Source organism: Pseudoselenomonas ruminantium, from assembly GCF_900113715.1.
Lineage (GTDB): Bacteria > Bacillota > Negativicutes > Selenomonadales > Selenomonadaceae > Selenomonas_A > Selenomonas_A caprae.
The window spans coordinates 45545-65265 of sequence record NZ_FOQK01000016.1 but is presented as its reverse complement, the minus strand read 5'-3'; the positions used below and the strand labels follow the sequence as shown (position 1 = coordinate 65265).

16 protein-coding genes are annotated in these 19721 nt (G+C 52.0%); 6 read left to right on the top strand and 10 right to left on the bottom strand.

Annotated features, from left to right (window positions below; all coding sequences use genetic code 11):
• Positions 1–91: 91 nt before the first annotated feature.
• The 4 genes from BM181_RS09525 to uxaC form a co-directional block, all read right to left on the bottom strand.
• On the bottom strand, positions 92–1666 hold the full coding sequence (locus BM181_RS09525) for a flagellin (RefSeq protein WP_256211347.1): 1575 nt from the start codon (positions 1664–1666) through the stop codon (positions 92–94).
• 47 nt (positions 1667–1713) lie between these two features.
• On the bottom strand, positions 1714–3495 hold the full coding sequence (locus tag BM181_RS15005) for a flagellinolysin (RefSeq protein ID WP_177207192.1): 1782 nt from the start codon (positions 3493–3495) through the stop codon (positions 1714–1716).
• A 196-nt stretch (positions 3496–3691) separates the two neighbouring features.
• Positions 3692–4150: a type III secretion system chaperone family protein gene (locus BM181_RS09510; protein WP_075444369.1), complete on the bottom strand. Its 459-nt coding sequence runs from the start codon at positions 4148–4150 to the stop codon at positions 3692–3694.
• A gap of 60 nt (positions 4151–4210) precedes the next feature.
• Positions 4211–5617 carry a glucuronate isomerase gene (uxaC, locus tag BM181_RS09505; RefSeq protein ID WP_075444366.1) on the bottom strand — a complete coding sequence of 469 codons (1407 nt, stop codon included), beginning with the start codon at positions 5615–5617 and terminating at the stop codon, positions 4211–4213.
• Between the two features lie 180 nt (positions 5618–5797).
• Here uxaC and BM181_RS09500 point away from each other — a divergent pair, with 180 nt between their 5' ends.
• Positions 5798–6589, top strand: a complete 792-nt coding sequence (locus BM181_RS09500) for a sulfite exporter TauE/SafE family protein (protein ID WP_075444363.1) — start codon at positions 5798–5800, stop codon at positions 6587–6589.
• Here the strand turns inward: BM181_RS09500 and BM181_RS09495 are convergent.
• The 4 genes from BM181_RS09495 to BM181_RS09480 form a co-directional block, all read right to left on the bottom strand.
• Complete coding sequence (locus tag BM181_RS09495) at positions 6533–7387, bottom strand: class I SAM-dependent methyltransferase (protein WP_075444360.1); 855 nt, start codon at positions 7385–7387, stop codon at positions 6533–6535. The two genes, BM181_RS09500 and BM181_RS09495, sit on opposite strands and share 57 nt — an antisense overlap.
• On the bottom strand, positions 7377–8831 hold the full coding sequence (locus BM181_RS09490; RefSeq protein ID WP_143092155.1) for an O-linked N-acetylglucosamine transferase, SPINDLY family protein: 1455 nt from the start codon (positions 8829–8831) through the stop codon (positions 7377–7379). Before BM181_RS09490 ends, BM181_RS09495 begins: the two co-directional genes overlap by 11 nt.
• A gap of 102 nt (positions 8832–8933) precedes the next feature.
• A complete protein-coding gene (locus BM181_RS09485; protein ID WP_075444357.1) occupies positions 8934–9869 on the bottom strand; it encodes a metallophosphoesterase in 936 nt (311 codons plus the stop codon).
• A gap of 140 nt (positions 9870–10009) precedes the next feature.
• A complete protein-coding gene (locus BM181_RS09480; RefSeq protein ID WP_033171335.1) occupies positions 10010–10249 on the bottom strand; it encodes a hypothetical protein in 240 nt (79 codons plus the stop codon).
• Positions 10250–10488: 239 nt separating this feature from the next.
• Here BM181_RS09480 and BM181_RS09475 point away from each other — a divergent pair, with 239 nt between their 5' ends.
• The 3 genes from BM181_RS09475 to BM181_RS09465 are packed head-to-tail and all read left to right on the top strand — an operon-like array spanning position 10489 to position 14022.
• Positions 10489–10995 carry an NADH-quinone oxidoreductase subunit NuoE family protein gene (locus BM181_RS09475; RefSeq protein ID WP_075444354.1) on the top strand — a complete coding sequence of 169 codons (507 nt, stop codon included), beginning with the start codon at positions 10489–10491 and terminating at the stop codon, positions 10993–10995.
• Between the two features lie 16 nt (positions 10996–11011).
• Positions 11012–12262: a complex I 51 kDa subunit family protein gene (locus BM181_RS09470; RefSeq protein ID WP_075444351.1), complete on the top strand. Its 1251-nt coding sequence runs from the start codon at positions 11012–11014 to the stop codon at positions 12260–12262.
• Positions 12262–14022, top strand: coding sequence for an NADH-dependent [FeFe] hydrogenase, group A6 (locus BM181_RS09465; protein ID WP_075444393.1), 1761 nt, complete (start codon positions 12262–12264; stop codon positions 14020–14022). The genes BM181_RS09470 and BM181_RS09465 overlap by 1 nt, the downstream gene beginning before the upstream one ends.
• A 55-nt stretch (positions 14023–14077) precedes the next feature.
• On the opposite strand, the gene BM181_RS09460 is transcribed toward BM181_RS09465, so the two are convergent.
• Entirely contained in the window at positions 14078–15385 is a 1308-nt protein-coding gene (locus tag BM181_RS09460; RefSeq protein ID WP_075444348.1) for an ATP-binding protein, read from the bottom strand.
• A gap of 427 nt (positions 15386–15812) precedes the next feature.
• Between BM181_RS09460 and trpS the strand changes: the two genes are divergently transcribed.
• Both trpS and BM181_RS09450 read left to right on the top strand, forming a co-directional pair.
• Entirely contained in the window at positions 15813–16832 is a 1020-nt protein-coding gene (gene trpS, locus BM181_RS09455) for a tryptophan--tRNA ligase (protein ID WP_075444345.1), read from the top strand.
• A 193-nt stretch (positions 16833–17025) separates the two neighbouring features.
• The gene (locus BM181_RS09450; RefSeq protein WP_075444342.1) at positions 17026–18360 is read left to right on the top strand and encodes an ATP-binding protein; all 1335 of its coding nucleotides are present in this window, start codon (positions 17026–17028) and stop codon (positions 18358–18360) included.
• 20 nt (positions 18361–18380) lie between these two features.
• Here BM181_RS09450 and BM181_RS09445 read toward each other — a convergent pair whose 3' ends face one another.
• Positions 18381–19592, bottom strand: coding sequence for a Fic family protein (locus BM181_RS09445; RefSeq protein ID WP_075444340.1), 1212 nt, complete (start codon positions 19590–19592; stop codon positions 18381–18383).
• Positions 19593–19721 lie beyond the last annotated feature (129 nt).

Below are 19721 nucleotides of genomic sequence, written 5' to 3'. Positions count from 1 at the left end.
CTGGAAAAGGTGAGCGTAAAACGCCCGGATGGGGGTAATAACCTCATCCGCCCCTAGCGGGGCACCTTCCCCAGAGGGGAAGGCTGTAGATTTATTGTAGCAGACTCAATACGTTACTGCCGCTCTGATTAGCCTGGGCAAGCATCGACTGGGCTGCCTGCATCAAGACATTGGACTTGGTATATTCGGTCATCTCCTTGGCCATATTGGCATCGCGGATTGTCGATTCGCTGGCCTGCGTCTGTTCCGTTGCCGTGGTGAGATTGGCTGACATGAATTCCATGCGCGCCGACTGTGCACCAAGGGTCGTATTGGCAGCGAGCAGATATTTGATTCCCTGGTTGACGTGTTCGAGGAATTTATTCGCCCGCTCACGCGTTGTCACGCAGTTATTCAAATCCATCGTTACGATATCGGCTGGATACTGCCAGGTATCTTCGAGCCATTTGCGCTGTTTCTCGGCTATCGTGAGATTTTCATAGCCCGCCGGCCATTCTTTCGGATAATCCTTCAATTCCGGCTGGATATTCCAATGCTCTTTCGCATCAGGGAAAATCATCGACAACGTCGTATTCGGCAATTCAATCATCGTATTCTGACTGCCACGGTCCCAGCTCTGGATATGCAGATACTGTTTCGGGTCGTTATACGGAACGGGAATTTTCCCCGGAATAAAATCGCCCATCAGACCATTTTTCAAGGTCAAACCACTGCTCTGTTTATACAAATGCAACTGCCCAGCCGATGCATCATATTTAAACTGCACCGAGTGAATAAGCGCAATCTGGGTGCTGACATCGGAATTACTAGGCAAGCGCCCAGTACCCACACCAGTCGTGTCGTACACCGCATTGAACACGGCCGCCTCTAAGTCCTTAGCGGTTTGAACCCCAGCCACACCGACTTTATAGCAAATCGGCTGCCGGCTGCTTGAGTCACTAACCTCGGGGCCAAAACGCGTTGACGAATAGGAATTCGCATCGAAATAAAACGTCACGAACTGGCTGCAAGCCTGGCATTGCAAAGAAAATCCCTTACCATGCAGATCTGCTGGAATATTCAACGATGCATTGTTAAAAATGCTATCAAAGTCAATAACTATATCATTCGAGCCGTTTGATTCCTTGGGAACACTGTAATCAGCACCACTAGAAGGAATCTGGCTAAGCGCAACGAATCCATCCGGATTTTTCACATACCCGCTGGTCGGCTCAAATACCAGCCCATCTTCCATACGAATCGTTGTCGTACGTTGATTGAGCAGCTGGATGCCATTATAGGTCGTATCCTGCGCCAACAGCTCAATCTGATCCATGGTCTGAGAAGCTTCCTTTTGCAGAATTGCCCTGTCGCTATCGGTATAGGTGTCATCGGAAGCTTTCATCGTTATGGTAAACAGCGTGCGCATCAATTCTACCTGTTTATCGACCGTAGCCGACGCCAAATCCAGCATATTCTTGCCCTTGCTGGCATTGTCATTGCACTGGCTGAGCGCCCGGATCTTGGCACGCATTCGCTCGGAAATCGAATACCCGGAGGCATCGTCACCAGCGTTATTGGTTTTCATCCCTGTAGAAACCTTCTGCAATTGCTTGCCTAAGGCACTATCGTTTTTTTTGAGCTGGCCTAAGGCCTTCATTGCTCCTCTGTTGTTTCGGATTGTCATCGCCATTGGAAAATCCCTTCTTCCTTCGGTAACCACCCGCTATTGCGTTATTGCAATAAACTCAAGACAGAGCTGCTGCTCTGATTAGCCTGCGCCAGCATCGACTGGGCCGCTTGCATCAGCACATTATTCTTCGTATAATCGGTCATTTCCCTTGCCATATTGGCATCACGAATCGTCGACTCACTGGCCTGTACATTCTCACTGGCCGTCGTGAGGTTGCTGGCCGTATATTCCATACGGCTCTGCAAAGCACCGATCGTCGTCTGCTGATCGAGGGCCTTCTCTAACGCGCGGTCAAGAACCGTCATCGTCCGCTTGGCCTCGGCGCGCGTCTCAACACTGAGGTTCTTGCCATCATCACTGCGAAGGCCTAATGCCGTCGCATGGATATCAGAGAACTGTGCCTGGATATTCTGGTTGGCTTTCGTACCGACCTGGAAGCGGAAACCGCCATCGGGACGTGTGTAGTTTGGCCATTTCACCGTAAGGCCTTGGATTACCGAGGCATCGCTGCCCGGATAGTACCAGAAGTTCGGTGATTTTCCTTCGATGACCACCTGCTCGGCATTGGCACTCTCACCCATCCAGGCTTTCGATCCCAATGCTGAGCCCGTATCAAAATTATTATCGAAATCAATATCGCAATATTCCTTGAGGAACTCCTTGGTCGTATGACCAGCGGCCGTATAGTCGGTCAAGTCCTGCTTGAAGCCAGCGATTGCCGCCGCTGCCGAGGAAAATCCGCCCTTCGAGGCCGCCGCTACGGCTTCATCAAGTGCACTACCGCCTTTTTCGTCTAGCACTTTCATAAACCGCGTCATCATATGACCGTCATGACCGCTCTTGGCGTTTAAATAGTGAAAGAACGCATAGCCCATAGCATAGGGAGTTACACCATCCTGGCTGGCAAATTGATCTGACACATTGCTTGGGCTAAGTCCAAGCAATATAGACTTTCTATCTGACTGGTCATCGATACCATGGATATAGTCCGCCGCACCTTCCTTGATATATAACGGCATAGAAGAAAAATTCGTTATATTGGCCGCCATAACCGCATGGGTCATCTCATGAGCAATCGTACGGTCAAGATAGGGATAGCCACCAGCCTTGCCGTTTACATCATGTTCAGCTAAAGCATTATAGACATCCATGTTAACATGGAGCTCCAACTTATTTGCTACTCCTCCAATAGAACTATGCCTTACATAAGCCAACGTCGTTGTACCGCCAGTATTATTTCCCGTACTGCCGTCATCAAAAAAAACGGTCATCTCTCTGACGCTTGTCTCATCCTCCTGGAAGGACAGGCCATAGGCTTCTTTCGCCATGGACAGGGCACTGTCAAGCCACTCGCTGTTGAGGGCCTTGATGATGCGCTGTTTGGCGGTGGTACCGGCGTCAGCTGAGCCATCAAAAAGAATCTTGTTGTTGAAGGTGACGCTGGCATTATCATCCACCTGATCGATAGCCTGATTCAATTCTTTCTGAATGATTGCGCGGTCCGCATCAGTATTCGTGTCATTGGCTGCGTTAATGGCCTTTTCCTTCATGGTCTTTAAGATATCGACCGTCGAGGAAATCGCACCTTCCGCGGTTTTCATCATGCTGATAGCACTCTGCGTATTATCGATGTCCTGATTGAGACCGCGCACCTGCACGCGCATGCGCTCCGAAATCGCATAGCCTGACGCATCATCTGCCGCGCCGTTGATTTTCATACCCGAAGACACCTTCTGCAGGCTCTTGGACAATGCCATGCTGTTCTTATTCAGCGTGCCCAGCGTATTCTGCGCCGCCATGTTGTTCTTGATTACCATTCCCATGATTATTCCTCCATGTAACTACATCAACGAGAGTACCCTGCCGATTACCCTCTGCCATCCCTGCATTTCCGTTTTAATGGGTCTTTTTCTATACGTATATATAATCGAATAAAAGCGATAAAAACTTAAGCACATTCACGAAAAAATGCTAACAAAAAGCCTTCCCCAAAAGGGAAGGCTATATATGCAGCTGCTTTTACTTATGCCAGATATGCGCCATGATGTCTTCATAGACAGCCTCAAGGTGCTGGACAAGCACGCTTAGCATGAGCTGGATCATCTTGCTGTCGAAGGTTTCATCGACAAACGGCAGGCAGATGTCAAGATAGACCGTACCGTCGTCGCGCAGGTAGTATTTGAAAATCTTGTACTGCGTGTTGAGTTCGTTGAGATATCCCTTGAGCTCGCTGCGCTTTTCCTCCGTGATGCCCGTGATGATCTGCGTGCGGATGACCGTGAAGATGCTCGTGTCAATCAGTATGGCCATCGGCAGGATCTGGCCTTTGGCCTCGATGCGTGAGCGGAAGATGACTGTGGAGTAATCGTCTTCAACCGACTCGGTACTGAATACATCGATGTTGTTCTCAATCAGGAACTCCTGGAACTTCAAGGCTTTCTCGTTGCTCTCGACGCCTTTGCTTTTTTTCTTTGGCATATGCTTGTCCCTCGTTTCTATGCATTATCTTTTCTTATTATAGCATAGCCCTCCGCGTCATCAGCCAAAATATTTTTTCGCATTGCCGTAGCAGATGTCTTCGACCAGCTGCCCGAGCAATGCTTCGTCATCGGGATACTCGCCGTTTTCGACGAGACGGCCGATAAAATCGCAAAGGATACGGCGGTAATATTCATGGCGCGCGCATGACAGCACACTGCGGGCATTGCTGGCCATGTTGACCGCACAGCCGAGCAATGACTGATTGGCCATGTGTGCCAGCTGCGCCTTGATGCCATTCTTAGCGCCTTGGAAGTTCCACGATGCGCCCAGCTGGAGCTTGCCTGCGGCCTCACTTCCCTGGAACGCACCGATGACCGAGGCAATCATCGCCCCATCGGCGGGATTGCGCGAGCTTACGATGGTCTTGGGCAGCAGTCCATCTTTATCGAGCGCATTGAGGAACTGCGCAAACTTTGCCCCGCAGCAGCCATCCGTCAGGCAGTCACCGCCCTTGCCCATGCCAGCGTCAGCCAGCAGACGGCTGTTGTTGTCACGCAGCACAGCATACTCGAGCTGCATGACCCAGCCACGGCGCGCGTACTCCGTCGCCAAGAATACCATGACAGCTGTCTGGAACTGCGCACGGACAGTCTGCGACTGCCGTTTGCCCTTGCCATTGATGGTGCGGCCGACGATATCATCCAGCTCGAATTCCTCGGCAAGGCAGAAATCCATCACATCAAGGGTATGATCCGCCGTGCGGCAGCCCAGCGACTCGAAGTAATCCATCCGCTTGTGCAGTGCATCGCGGACATCCTGCATCGTGCTGATGTCGATATCGGCTGCCGTCCCAAGCTCGTATTTCATATAGTTTTCCCACTCAGGCGACTCGATATGCAGCACCTTGTCGGGGCAGAAAATCGGACGTACCAAAGTCTTGCAGTCATCATCTTCCAGCATCTTGCGGAACCACTTGAGATCATCGGCAGGATCGGCAATCGTATCGACGCTTTCAACATTCGCCTTAGCCAGCAGGCCGCGAATCGTGTAATCGGGCTGCTGCAGCTTCTCGTTGCAGAGCGTCCAGATCTCAGCCGCCGTATCGCCACTCAGCAGGATATCGCAATCAAAGAACCGTTTGAGCTCCAGCTGTGACCGCAGGAACATCGGATTGCCGATAGCCTTTGGCATGGTCTCGGCAAATTTCTGGAACTTTTCATAGTCGCTGGCATCGCCAGTGATGTATCTCTCCTCGACGCCAGCCGCGCGCAGCAGCCGCCAGGCAGCATCAGCATTGCCAAGCAAAAGCCGCGTGATATTGCGGTAGCTCTTATCACTTGCAATATCGGCCGCACACAGATGGCTGCGATAGTCAATAACGGGCTGTGCCGCTGCATGCTCGTAATAGAGCCGGCTGGCCGTTTCAGTCTGGAGCAGGAAATCTTTATCCATAAACTTTTTCATTGCGATCCTCCTCTGGTGGTAAAATAACTGAAAACTATGACTATTATTTTTTATTTATTTTACCATGATTCGTCACAATTGTCGAGATTTTTCAGACAGATTTGAACTATTTTTCTTTCCTGCATCCATGTGAGCTGTGCTATAATGAGCTTGAGAAATTATTCACGAAAGGATTAACTTATGGCTGTTCTCTTATTTTTACTGCTTGGCCTGTTCGTCGGCATCTTCGGTACGCTCGTTGGTATCGGCGGCGGCCTTATCTGCGTACCGGTTTTCATCTTCTTTATGTCCGACGGCGGCATTTATCCGTACTTCCATACGGCTGCCCAAATTACGGGCACTTCCCTTTTCGTCGTGCTTGCGAACGCCGTCTCGGGCACACTGGCCTATATCCGCCAGAAGCGAGTCTTCTTCCGTGCAGCTGTGCCGTTCGCACTTGCTACGCTTCCTGGTGCCTTCTTTGGCTCATATATCGTCAATTCGTTCAGCGCTCCGCAGCTGGATCTCTACTACGGTCTGTTCATGCTCTGCATGGCCTGCATCATGTTCTGGAATACAACCCACAAACCGCCGACGGATATCCACGAGATTCCGGAAGGCTTCCAGTTCAGCCAGGGGATTGGCATACTCTCCAGCTTCGGCGTCGGCTTTGTCTCGAGCATCTTTGGCATCGGCGGCGGCGTCATCCACGTGCCGCTGATGATTTACCTGCTGGGCTTTCCCGTGCATGTCGCCACGGCCACCTCACATTTCGTGCTGGCCTGCTCTTCGGCCTTTGGCGTCATCTCACATTTCCTGCTCGACCATATCATCTGGCTGCCAGCCATCTGCATCGCCATAGGTGCCGCAATCGGCGCACAGATTGGCGCGAAAATTTCGCAAAAAACAAAGTCCAAGGTAATCCTGGGACTGCTGTCACTGGCGATGTTCGCCCTCGGTATCCGCTTGATTTTCCTGGGCACTATGCACTAAGGCCAGCACCCGCTCAGGATGCATACAAGCCTCGTGCACAAAATCTGAAAGATATTCGGCAAATATCATCTGCACCTCGCAGAGCTTTTTCAGCTCCGCGAGGTTTTTTTTCGTGTCAACGCCATACTCGATGCGATGCAATAGACGTGCGAGCTGTTTGCGCGTTTCCCGGTCGTAAAGCCCCTTGAGATTGGCCACCGCCGCCGTACTGCGGCAGGCCTCGACGAGCCACTTGCTTGTGGATAGATCCTGGCTGAAATTGGCAAAGCCCTGCGCCGCCCAAGCCTCGCCATCCGTCAAATCATCATCCTGCCAGCCGGACAGGAAGTCGATTTCCTTGAACACAGCATCGTCAAGGATACGGACAATCTCCGCCTTGGCATACAGATGCTTATCGCGCACAGGGAAGATTCCCTCACGCAGCTGCGCGAGCACGCCATGATAGCGGATGTTCAGATAGGCCGTATAGAGCTTGCCCGTATCCGTGAGCTTGCGGCTGATATCCATCATGGTATCGTAAAGCGTCCAAGCCTCAGTAAGCACCGGCTCAGCCAGGATAAAGTCAAAACTCGCCTCAGCAAAGGGAAGATGCTGCTCACGATAGTCAAGGATATGCCAGTCAATGCCAAGTCCCGCCAAAGCAGAAAGCTCTGCCGCTTCCTCATGGCGTGTTACCACCGTGATAGCTGCCTGCGGATAAAGTGACCGCAGCTTCGCAAGATGCTCAAGGCTTTCAACGACCAGCCAGCGGCAAGGCTCCAAGCTGCCCACGAGCAAGTCAGTAATGTCATGCTTCAAGAATTTCTCCTCCTCCGCACAGGATGGCTTCGGCAAACGCCGTGCAATACGCCTGCGCAGCCATAAGCCTGGACTGCTCCAGCTCCGCCCGCAAAGCCAGCTGCTGCCGCTCCAGCCCCTCGCAATCGACAGCCAGCTGCAAAGCCAGCTTGATATACGCATCCATACTGTCTGCTATCCACTCATCATGGCCAGCAGCAGTCAGGATACTGGCACTCAGGCGTGCACTATGATGGTCGCCGCGCAGCGCGATGACCGGCACGCCCATATAAAGTGCCGTCGCTGCCGCCGCTCCGCCCGGATAGGGGAAAGTATCGAGCATGATATCGATTTGCTGATAGTCCTCAAGATAACGGTCACTGCCTATGCGCACTTCGACGCGCTCCATCGGCAGGCCGGCGTTTTCCAGCCGCCTTTCCAGCACGGCCCGCCGCTCTGGCAGCCGCGTCGTATCCTGCACGATCAGCCGGCTGCCCGGAAGATTTTCAAGGATATGCCGCCAGCATTCCATGACCTGCCGGTTGATTTTCATGAAATTCTGATAGCAGCCAAAGACAACGCCTGCCCGCTGCCGTGGCAGACGGCAAATGCGCTGCATGGCAGGCGCAGGAGTGAAGCAAAAACCGCTCGGCAGCCGCAACAGCTGCTCGGTAAAACGGTAGTCCGTACCAACAGGGTCCATCTCCGCATCAGTCAGGAACGCATCGACAGCCGGAAGCCCTGTGGTATCGAACCAGCCAATGCCGCAAAGCTGCCAAGGCGCTGGCCGCTGGGCTAAGACCATAAGCCCCATGCCACCAGCCGAATGACCGCCTAAATCCACAAGCACATCAATCTCATCCCAACGAATCATCTCCGCCTGCTGCCGCAGGCTCTGCCCTGCCAGGCAGCGGTATGTAAGCCCTGTTGCCTGCAGATGACGCGTGAAGTCGTCCTCGCTATCCTGCAAGGCGTAGGCATAAATAGCAAACTGCCGTGCATCAAGCCCCGTCAGCAGGCATTCATAGAACCTGGCCGACGAAGAATCCCGGAAATCCGGAGCCAGAAAGCCAATGCGAAGCCGCGCATGATTTGTTTTTTCCCGTGGTGGCAAAAGCTCTGTATCACGGTAGAGCCCCTGATAGACCTGATGCTGGGCAAACAGATCGTCGGCAGGAATGCCCGGCAGATAGTGCAGCGCAAACAGATAATTCGAGAAATGCTCGCGCTGGCTGCGCAGATACTTATCGGCCTGCGCCGCATTGTTATAAGCCGCCGCCGCGCCCTCGGCATCCGCAAGATCATGGAATACCGCACCATAGAGCTCATGGATACGCCATAGCTCCTCGTCCGGCACCATCCCCTCCTCACGCAGGGAATCCAGTGCCTGCCGCGCCGCACTCGTCCGCCCGCGCGCCAACATCTGCTGGATCTCCTCCAGCCGCGTCTTCCAAAATCCCATCATCTATATCCACCTTCCAGAAAATGCAGTTTGACTATTCGTACGCGGGAAGGTTATGGTTATGATTCTGATTCACATACATTGCCCGACAAACTGCAACTCATTTTATTGTACCGTAAAATATGCGATTTCTGGTGGGCAGCCTATGCGGCAGGGGAACCAGCTGCCGTTGCCGCTATGCACGTAACCGTAGCTTGCCCCCTTCTCCACCAGTCCGCGATTGTACTTGAATACGGGAAACAGTGGCAGTCCCAGCACACCGAACTGGCAGCCATGCGTATGTCCCGTGAGCGTCAGCAGCACACCAGCTGCAGCCGCATCATCGATGAACTCGGGATGATGGGCGAGCAGGATCGTGCGCGGCCGCTCCTCTGCGGGGATATCCGCCAGCGCATTTTCCGTAAACTTTGCCTTGAGCTGCTGGAATTTCTTCTCCTCACGCAGCATAGGATAGTCCACACCTGCCAGCCAGAAATCACGCCCCGGCACCTTGACCGCCTTGTTGTAGAGCGCATGGACACGCGTCTTCGCCAAATCCGCCTGGATTTTCTCCACGCCACGGAAATGTTCGTGATTGCCCAGACAAAACCAGATGCCATCGGGAAACGCATCCACAAAATCCTCCAGCACCCTAGCCGCACCAGGATTCAGCCTCTCATCGTCAAAGAGATCCCCTGTAATCACCAGCATGTCAGGGCCATCAGCCGCTATGCGCGCAAGCAGCTGCCGCAAATCTTCATTATCGAAGAATCGCCCCAGATGCACATCACTGATTTGCGCCAGGCGAAAGCCGGCAGGAAAGCCGCCAGCTCCCGCCTTTATCGTATAGCGGTTGTCCACCGTATGGCATCGCTCATACTGGCTGCCATACGTGCCTGCCGCCACGAGCCCGACCGGATAAGCCGCCGCTTTTTTGAGGAAACGGCGCCGGTCGGTATCCAGCGGAATTTTCATCACCCGCCGCCAGATGATGGCCCCCGGTATCACGAGCAATACCAGCACCAGCGCACCGATGAACACGACCCAAAACATCTTTATCATAACTTATCCCCTTTTTCTGCTACTATTATATATACTACGATTATGCGCGATTCCCCTGTAAACAAGCAGAAAAAAATAGAACCGGCAAGGCCGATTCCATAACCATCAACAAAACATTACAATATAATCACGACATAAAATTATGCCAAGCCACGTAGGTGCGCATTCTCCGCCTGCCGTTCCCGGTAATACCAGCGGATTGAATTGCCAATAGCACAGCGTACTGCGTCAAGTTCTCCTGCCAGCGCCAGTTTGCGCAGCCGGTTGACGTCAAAGCCATTGACAGACAAGTAACTTGCAGAAAGGAAACCTCCTCGTTTCAAGATTTTGCGATAACTCGCGCTGTCACGACGGTCCATTTCAATGTTCTTGATAGCCATAAATAATCCCCCCATAGTTTTGGTATGAAGTCTATTTACATGCTCCCCTAATGGCACCTATATTATAACACACAAATGTAAAGTTGTATACCACATCTTGGGGAAAACCGATTTTCTCCTACTATATGCGGCTCGAAACCGTCCTGCGCAGTGTTTTTTCCCTAAGCACTGTGATTCTATTCGCTTTTATTATATAATATAACTGTTACATGTATAGTATTTTTTTAGGAGGTTTATCTATGCTGACCGCACAAAGTCAAGAGTATCCACTCTCTGCCGAGCTGCAGGCCAAGATCGATCTGGTACTCGAGTCGCATGACAACGACCCTACCCAGATTGTCGGCATCCTGCTTGAAGTGCAAGAGCTCAACGAACGCCATTACGTCCCCGAGTCCACCGCCTACTATCTGGCAGACCGGCTCGGCCTGCCTGTCACGAATGTATTTGACTGCTTAAACTTCTACAGCGAGCTTTCCTCCAAGCCGCGTGCCAAATACCCGATCCAGGTCTGCAGTTCGCCGGCCTGCCGTGTCAACGTCATCGACACCAAGCGGCTTTTAGAGACGCTTGAGCGCCTGCTCGACATCAAGATTGGCGAGACAACCTACGATGGACGCTTCACGCTCGAGACAACGACCTGCTATGGCGCCTGCGACCGCGCGCCATCCGTACGCATCAACGGCCAGATTTATGACCATCTCGACTCGCAGGAAAAGATCGAGGCCCTGCTGCGTTCGCTTACCTAAGCTGGAGGAAAATGATATGAGCAAGACAATCCGGTTCCTGACCAGGAACTTTGGCCAGTACGATACCTCATCCATTGGCTCTTATATGAAGATTGGCGGCTTTGAGGCCCTGCGCCAGGCCGTGAATATGGACCCTGAGGAAATCTGTGAGATGCTTTCGGACGCCAAGATACGCGGCCGTGGCGGTGCCGAGTACCCGCTCGGCCGCAAATGGCATCAGGCCCGCGCGGTACGCGGCGAAAACAAAGTCGTAGTCTGCAATGCTGACGAAGGCGAGACAACGACCTTCAAGGACCGCGCCCTAATCCAGAACGACCCGTTTAACCTCATCGAAGCGCTGATCATCGCAGGCTTCGTCTGCGGCGCGACTGACGGCTATATCTATATGCGCGCAGAGTACGCCTGCCTGCGCCCGCTGCTCTTGAACGCCATCCGTCAAGCCAAGAACTACGGTTTCCTCGGCGATAATATTCTCGGCAAGGACTTCAATTTCAACCTGCACCTCTACTCTGGCGGCGGTGCCTATGTCTGCGGCGAAGGCACGGCGCTGATACGCTCCATCGAGGGCAAGGCTGGCCGCCCACGCATGAAACCGCCCTTCATCAAGGTCAGCGGCCTGTTTGCCCGCCCGACCTGCCTCAACAACGTCGAAAGCCTCTCAATCGTCCCGCATCTCTTGATGGACAAGGACGGCGTCTATGCCTCCTGTGGCTCGGACGAATCGATTGGCACCAAGATGATTTCGGTTGCCGGCAATGTCAACAATCCCGGGGTCTTCGAGATTCCCTTCGGCACGACCATTCGCGAAATCATCTACAATCTTGCTGGCGGCATACAGCACGATCGCGAGATCCAGCTGATCCAGTTCGGCGGTGCCTCGGGCAAGATTGCCGACGCCTCGATTCTCGATACGCCCTATACCTACGACGATCTGCGTGCCGCTGGCGTCATGGTCGGCTCTGGTGGCCTGCTGGTCATCGACAAACGCACAAGCGTCATCGATTTTTTGCGCATGAACCAGGAATTCTTCTCCGAAGAGAGCTGCGGTCAGTGCACGCCCTGCCGTGAAGGCAATCTACACATCAAGATCATCCTCGACAAGATTGCCAATCACACGGCTACCGCTGAAGACATCCGTATCATGGCCACGATTGCCCGCGTCATGAGCATGTCCTCGCTCTGCGGCCTTGGCGAAACCGCGCAGAACACCCTGCAGTCAGCCATGCTGACTTTCCCAGAAGTATTTGACGTCGGAGGTAACGCATGATGACGGCTGAAAACGAAAGCAAAGAAATCCCGATGGTGCATCTGACCATCAACAATATCCCCATCGAAGTGCCGCAGGGCACGAAAATCATGCAGGCTGCGGCAAAGCTCGGCATCGACATCCCGCATCTCTGCTACCACGAAGACCAGCGCATCAAGGCTCACTGCCGTCTCTGCTCGGTCGAAGTCGTCGGCAAGCGCCGCCTGCTCGCCGCCTGCTCGACGGAGGTCTGGGAAGGCATGGAAGTCCATACCGACACACAGATTGTCCGCGATACCCAGGTATCCATCCTGCAGCTTATGCTCGCCAACCATCATAGGGACTGCCTGAGCTGCCCGCGCAACCAGAACTGCGACCTCCAGCGCCTCTGCAGCCGCTTCAACATCCTTGAATCCCCGCTGCCCAGCGTCGTCAAGGAGGAGCCGCGCATCGAAACCAATCCTTCCATCGTACGCGATCCAGCCAAATGCATCCGCTGCGGCCGCTGCATCCGCGCCTGCAAGGACGTACAGGGCATTGCGGCGCTGACCTATGCCGGCCGCTCCAGCGACATCGTCGTCACGACGGCTTTCAACAAGCCGATGGAAGCTACGGACTGCATCCTCTGCGGCCAGTGCAGCCTCGTCTGCCCGACTGGCGCTATCGTCGAAAAAGACGATACCACAAAGGTACTCGACGCCCTGCAGGACCCGCAGAAACACGTCATCGTGCAGGTTGCCCCCTCGGTACGCGTCGCCCTTGGCGATGCCTTTGGCCTTGAGCCTGGTGCCATCGTCACGGGCCAGATGGTCACGGCGCTCAAGCTGCTCGGCTTTGACCGCGTATTCGATACGAACTTCGGCGCTGACCTCACCATCATGGAAGAGGGCGCCGAATTCCTTGACCGTCTGCAAAATGGCGGCACTCTGCCGATGATGACCTCCTGCAGCCCTGGCTGGGTCAACTATATGGAAAAGCATTTCCCCGACTGCATCGGTCATCTTTCCTCGGCAAAATCGCCAATGAGCATGTTCGGTGCCATTGCCAAGACCTACTATGCTGAAAAAGCCGGCATCGATGTCAAAGACATCGTCACGGTATCGGTCATGCCCTGCACGGCCAAGAAATTCGAGGCCGCACGCCCCGAAATGGGCCGCAACGGGCAGCAGGATGTCGACATCGTGCTGACAACCCGCGAGCTCATCAAACTCATCAAATACGTCGGTCTGCGGCTGCGCCAGCTGCCCGAAAGTGACTTTGACAGCCCGCTAGGCCTTGCATCCGGTGCCGCTGCTATCTTCGGCACAACTGGCGGTGTCATGGAAGCTGCCCTGCGCACAGTCTACGAAAAACTCACTGGCCAGACACTCGAAAAACTTGCGTTCAACGAAGTCCGCGGCTTCGAAGGCATCAAGGAATGCAGCGTAAACATCAACGGGCGTGAGATCCGCATCTGCGTTGCCCATACACTGCGCAATGCCCGCCGCATCATGGAACAAGTCCAGCAGGGCACCAGCCCCTATGACTTCATCGAAATCATGGCCTGCCCAGGCGGCTGCATCGGTGGCGGCGGCCAGCCCATCGGTACGACCAACGCCATCCGCAAAAAGCGCATGGCCGCCCTCTACGAGATTGACCGCAGCCTGCCGCTGCGCAAATCGCACGACAACCCCGAAATCCAGACCCTTTACAAAGAATTCCTCGGCGAGCCACTAGGCGAAAAAGCCCACGAACTCCTGCATACCACCTATCACAAGGTCAGCAAGCCCTACGAATTCTAAACAAACGGCCACCAGCTTCAGCTGGTGGCCGTTTGTTGTTTACTCTATGCAATTGTCACTTGCCACTCAATAGCGAATTGATATATTGCTGGGCAATGCGTCCCGATACGCCGCTATGGGACATTTCCCATTTGACCGCACCAGCCTTGAGTTCCTCGTCGCTCAATGTAATCTCAGGATGGCGGCGGGCCAATTCCCGGATGATATCGTAATACTCCTGCCGGCTCGGGCTAAAGAATCCAATGGACAAGCCAAAGCGCGCCGAAAGCGACAGCTTCTCCTGCACGGTATCAGTCTGATGCATATCGGGGTCCACCGAATCGGGGCGGTCGTTCCAGGTCTCGCGGATCAGATGGCGGCGGTTGCTCGTCGCATAAATCAGCACATTGTCAGGCTTTACCTCCAATCCGCCCTCAATGACCGCCTTGAGATACTTGTACTCAATCTCGAATTCTTCAAAGGATAAATCATCCATATAAATGATGAATTTGTAGTTGCGATTCTTGATTTGGGCGATAATGCGCTGCAGGTACTTGAATTCATGCTTGTAGACCTCAATCATGCGCAGTCCCTGATCGTAATACTGATTGAGGATTGCCTTGATGCTTGTAGACTTACCTGTACCGGCATCGCCATAGAGCAGGACGTTATTGGCTTTGCGGCCATTGACAAAGGCCTCGGTATTATCCTGCAGCCGCTTTTTCTGGCTCTCATAGCCCACGAGATCATCAAGCCGCATATCGCCAGTCGTCGTAATCGATTCGAGCAGCCGGCCCGTGACCTCGATATCCGGCGATACGCGAAACGCCTTATTGAGTCCAAACATGCCTACACCATAGCGCTTGTAGAACGATGTGACAATCTGGTACATATCATAAGCATCCTCAGCCCGCTCGATGGCCGCACTGAGCTCCCGCACCTTTTCGCTGACGCTCTTGTTATAGATCTGCTCCTTCTTCTCCACCGCCTGATAATCCTCGATGACATGGAAGCAGTCGAGTCCCAAAGCCTGCTCCAGCGGCCCGAAATCATAGGCAAGCAGCTGGCGGAACACCTCGAAATCACTGCGGGCAAATTTCTGCACACTGCCATCGCTGGCCCCCTTCTTCTCACAAACCAGCGTGAACGGTGTCTCCGTCGTCGCCAGCAGGAAAGCCAGATAATTATGCCAGAGATTGCCATCAAAACCATAGCGCGTTGCCACATCGAGAAGACGCGAAATCTCATCCAAGACTTCGCCCGACAGCTCCTCCGCATCATAGCTGCCACTCTGAAAACGGCGGCAGATGCCTGCCAGCCGGAACAGGATACTATCCTTATCGATTTTGCGGTAAATGATGAGTCTTGCGGTCAATCGGTACATATACTCGCCCCTTTGCTATAGCTGTAAATCATTTCTTCCAGTGTAGCACAAATGTCCAAAACTTTCATCCTTCTTTTGCGTCCCTGTCACCTTGACAGCTGACGCACATCGGTGCTATAGTAGGCATAGTATGTAAACCGTTGAAGCGAGGATAACGTCCGTCACGCTTGCACAGAGAGTCCGGGGAGCTGGGAGCCGGATGAAAAACGAGCGGGCAAATGGGTCGCTGAGGGCGCACTGAACAGCAGAAGCTCAGTAGGCTGCGACGTCTGGCACGCGTAAGTTGCCAGGAGCATGGTTGTGCTCCATCAAGCGCATGGCAATGTTGCCATGAATCAGGGTGGCACCGCGAAGATTTTCGTCCCTGGCAGTGTTGACTGCCGGGGACTTTTTTCATGCTCCGGCGCAAGAAGAGGAGTGTATCTATATGGAACAGACACAGGAAACTAAGGAAACCAAGAAAATCATCCTATCAGGCATCCAGCCGACGGGCGAATTCACGCTCGGCAACTACCTCGGCGCTGTCCGCAACTGGGGCAAGATGCAGGAAGAATACCAGTGCTACTACTTCATCGCCGACCTGCACTCGCTGACCGTCCATATCGATCCGGCCAAGCGCCGCCAGCAGACGTTGCAGGCATTCGCGCTGCTGCTGGCCTGCGGCATCGACCCGGACAAGAGCCTCGTCTTCGTCCAGAGCCACAACAAATGCCATGCCGAGATGGGCTGGCTCATGAACTGCGTCTCCCAGTTCGGCGAACTGTCACGCATGACGCAGTTCAAGGATAAATCCTCGAAACACCCCGACAACATCAACGCCGGCCTCTTCACCTATCCGGCCCTGATGGCTGGCGACATCCTGCTCTACCAGGCTGACTATGTACCAGTCGGTGCCGACCAGACCCAGCACCTCGAATTCACGCGCGACATCGCCACGCGCTTCAACCACACCTATGGCGAAATCTTCAAACTGCCCGAAGGCTACTTCCCGAAAGCAGGCGCACGCGTCATGAGCCTGCAGGACCCGACGAGCAAGATGAGCAAATCCGACACTAATCCGAAGGCTACCATCTCAATCCTCGACGACGAAAAGACCATCCTCAAGAAATTCAAGAGCGCCGTCACCGACAGCGAAGCAAAAGTCTGCTTCCGCGAAGATAAGCCAGGCGTCAGCAACCTCATGACCATCTACTCGGCCATCACTGGCAAGACCATGGACGAAATCGAAGCCGAATTCGACGACAAGGGCTATGGCGACTTCAAAGCCGTCGTTGGCCAGTGCGTAGCCGATGAGCTCAAACCCATCCGCGAAAAATACGCAGAGCTCATGAATGACCGCCCATACCTCGAAGAAAAAATGCGCGAAGGTGCCGAACGCGCCACCTACATCGCCCGCAAGACACTGACCAAAGCCAAGAAACGCGTTGGTCTGCTGCTCGAAAAATAAATATTACCACCAATGCAAATAGGGCTGACACCAAAACGTCAGCCCTATTTATTATTTCATCCATTAAAGATGGATGATGCCAAAATGGCGACACAAAATGAACTAGCTCGATAAAAATGCATTGCGATTCCTCACCTCATTATATATAATTATGTGTAAGAAATCACATTTTTATATATAATGAGGTGATAACATGAAACGAATAGCTATGCAGCAACTAATAGAATGGAAGGAATCCCCCTATCGCAAGCCCTTAATTGTCAAGGGCGTCCGTCAGGTAGGTAAGACTTGGCTGCTCAAAGAGTTTGGCCGCCGTTACTATGATAATGTTGCCTATTTCAACTTTGATGAAACCCCAGAATATCGAGATTTTTTTACCACCACTAAGGATGTACAGCGTATCCTTCCTAATTTGGCTATGGCCGGAGGACAGGATATCGTTGCTGGTAAGACCCTGATTGTCTTTGATGAGATTCAGGATTGCCCCGAAGTATTGAACTCTCTGAAATATTTTTGTGAAAATGCCCCAGAATACCATGTAGCTAGTGCAGGCTCCCTGTTGGGCATCGCTTTAGCAACCCCCTCCTCCTTTCCTGTAGGCAAAGTTGATTTTCTGACCATATACCCTATGAGTTTTCAAGAATTCCTAATGGCCACGGGCAGTAGCAATCTTGCCACATATCTAAACCAGATAGATGAAATTGCACCAATACCTGAGGCTTTTTTTAATCCTTTGGCTGAAAAAATGAAAATGTACTTTGTAACCGGCGGAATGCCCGAAGTCGTATACCGCTGGGTCAAAACACAGTCTGTAGGACAAATCCAATCTGTCCTGATAGATATCATCAACGCCTATGAACGGGATTTCATGAAACATCCTGAAACCAAAGAATATCCAAAGATTGCCCGTATCTGGAACTCATTGCCTTCACAGCTAGCTCGAGAAAACAAGAAATTCCTATACAATGTCGTGAAAGAAGGAGCTCGAGCAAGAGAGTATAAAGATGCCTTAGAATGGCTGGTAAATGCAGCATTAATCTATAAAACCTTCCGCATTACAGCACCAGGCATCCCTCTATCCGGTTATGAAGATTTAAGTGCCTTCAAAATTTATCTGTCAGATGTAGGTGTCCTTCGCCGTTTGGCAAAATTAGACCCAGTGGCATTTCGTGAAGGAAACCGCCTATTTACTGAATTCAAAGGATCATTGACGGAGAATTTCGTACTCCAGTCCCTTGTCCCACAATTCGATGCAGCCCCACATTATTGGTCGCGACTTAATCCTTCTTACGAAGTAGACTTTGTGGTACAACACGAAAATGATATTATACCTATCGAGGTAAAATCAGACACCAACATCAAGAGCCGTAGTCTCAAAAAATATGCAGAAATATTCGCTTCCCAGACAAAACTAAGGATACGCTTCTCCATGAATAACTTACGAATGGATGACGGCGTGCTCAACATCCCTCTGTTTATGGTTGACGAAACAGATAGACTCATTCGAATAGCAAAGAAAAATTTATGAACCAGTACACCCCCCAATTATTACTCACAGCCATTCTTCCCCAAATCCAATCGATAATGATAGGGGCGATATTTTTTATCCACCAATAACATATCTGCTGGTATCTTATCCAAATACGCATATACCGTATTCTCCGACTTACCGGTAAACTTGCGGATATCCTGCATAGTCGCTCCACAATCCGAAAAGCAGGCCGCCTGCAGCAGCAAATCATAAAATACAAATACTTTCTTATTCTTTCCAGCAATATCTTTTATTTTTTCGCGATTTTTTAAATACAAACGCTCCTTTTCTTCCAATATTGCTCTCGTATACGATACCGTCTGCGCAATAAACTCCAGCATCCCGATAATAAACGTTGTCATATCGCCACAATTTATAGATGCATCAGTCACAGAAAATAACTCATAGTACCGCTTTCGATTCTGCTTTATCAAAACCGATAACTGTAAAGCCACCACCGGATCTAACTCTTTAGCCAGGAAATATGCCGTGATAAACCGCGATAGCCGGCCATTGCCATCATAAAACGGATGGATATAGCCAAAAAAGTAATGAAACAATGCCACCCGGTAAAAAACAGGTATCGCCTCGTCCCGAAGAACCATAAGAGCCTGATCCATACACGAAATAATCTTCGCCTCAGGATACAAGCCGCGATGTACAACCTTTTGTGAAGCAGATACAATATCCACGCTATTCCGGCGAAAAATCGTACCATCCGAAAGATTATCCTCATCCTCCAACCGTATCTCGTCTGCCAAGAACGCATCGTATAGCGCACGAATATCCCGGCTCTCCGCAAAACAAATCTCCTCCCGCACTAAAAGGCGTAGATATGTGTCTACCATCGACCCCATCCGCTGGCTCTTCCGTTCATCAGCAGTCATACTCAACGCCTGGCGGATTTCCCTACGCGTGCTATGTACCCCTTCGATATCGTTTGTAGACTTCACTTCATCGACAATACTTGCTCGCAAGAAAAAAGCTATCGCGGAGTGAGGCAGCCTATAGATCAGCTTCTGACACTCAGAAAACTCCTGACGAATTCTCTCTTGCAAAATTGCAGCGTCCTTCGTATAACAAAAAAAAGCCCGATACTCCTCAGAATGTCCATATTGCGACACCGTCAAGGGCAGAACCTGAGCCTCAACACTATTAATCCGACGCTCATACTCCCCCTGCCACTCCGTATTTCTCTTGTAATAGATTTTATATAACGATTCATACATATGCTTACCTGCTAAACTAAAACATCGACTCATACAAAACCTCAAAAACTGTATTTTTTGAGGTTTTGTATGGATTATACCTCAAAAAATTACATGTATCAAGACCTTTCGTAAGCACTTGCACCATAT

What these genes read in the sequence shown, in the direction of transcription:
- BM181_RS09475 (WP_075444354.1), top strand. Translation starts at nt 10,489, where the DNA reads ATGCTGACCGCACAAAGTCAAGAGTATCCACTCTCTGCCGAGCTGCAG.
- BM181_RS09470 (WP_075444351.1), top strand. Translation starts at nt 11,012, where the DNA reads ATGAGCAAGACAATCCGGTTCCTGACCAGGAACTTTGGCCAGTACGAT.
- BM181_RS09480 (WP_033171335.1), bottom strand. Translation starts at nt 10,249, where the DNA reads ATGGCTATCAAGAACATTGAAATGGACCGTCGTGACAGCGCGAGTTAT.
- BM181_RS09460 (WP_075444348.1), bottom strand. Translation starts at nt 15,385, where the DNA reads ATGTACCGATTGACCGCAAGACTCATCATTTACCGCAAAATCGATAAG.
- BM181_RS09525 (WP_256211347.1), bottom strand. Translation starts at nt 1,666, where the DNA reads ATGACAATCCGAAACAACAGAGGAGCAATGAAGGCCTTAGGCCAGCTC.
- BM181_RS09490 (WP_143092155.1), bottom strand. Translation starts at nt 8,831, where the DNA reads ATGATGGGATTTTGGAAGACGCGGCTGGAGGAGATCCAGCAGATGTTG.
- BM181_RS09465 (WP_075444393.1), top strand. Translation starts at nt 12,262, where the DNA reads ATGACGGCTGAAAACGAAAGCAAAGAAATCCCGATGGTGCATCTGACC.
- BM181_RS09445 (WP_075444340.1), bottom strand. Translation starts at nt 19,592, where the DNA reads ATGTATGAATCGTTATATAAAATCTATTACAAGAGAAATACGGAGTGG.
- BM181_RS15005 (WP_177207192.1), bottom strand. Translation starts at nt 3,495, where the DNA reads ATGGGAATGGTAATCAAGAACAACATGGCGGCGCAGAATACGCTGGGC.
- BM181_RS09500 (WP_075444363.1), top strand. Translation starts at nt 5,798, where the DNA reads ATGGCTGTTCTCTTATTTTTACTGCTTGGCCTGTTCGTCGGCATCTTC.
- BM181_RS09485 (WP_075444357.1), bottom strand. Translation starts at nt 9,869, where the DNA reads ATGATAAAGATGTTTTGGGTCGTGTTCATCGGTGCGCTGGTGCTGGTA.
- BM181_RS09450 (WP_075444342.1), top strand. Translation starts at nt 17,026, where the DNA reads ATGAAACGAATAGCTATGCAGCAACTAATAGAATGGAAGGAATCCCCC.
- uxaC (WP_075444366.1), bottom strand. Translation starts at nt 5,617, where the DNA reads ATGAAAAAGTTTATGGATAAAGATTTCCTGCTCCAGACTGAAACGGCC.
- trpS (WP_075444345.1), top strand. Translation starts at nt 15,813, where the DNA reads ATGGAACAGACACAGGAAACTAAGGAAACCAAGAAAATCATCCTATCA.
- BM181_RS09510 (WP_075444369.1), bottom strand. Translation starts at nt 4,150, where the DNA reads ATGCCAAAGAAAAAAAGCAAAGGCGTCGAGAGCAACGAGAAAGCCTTG.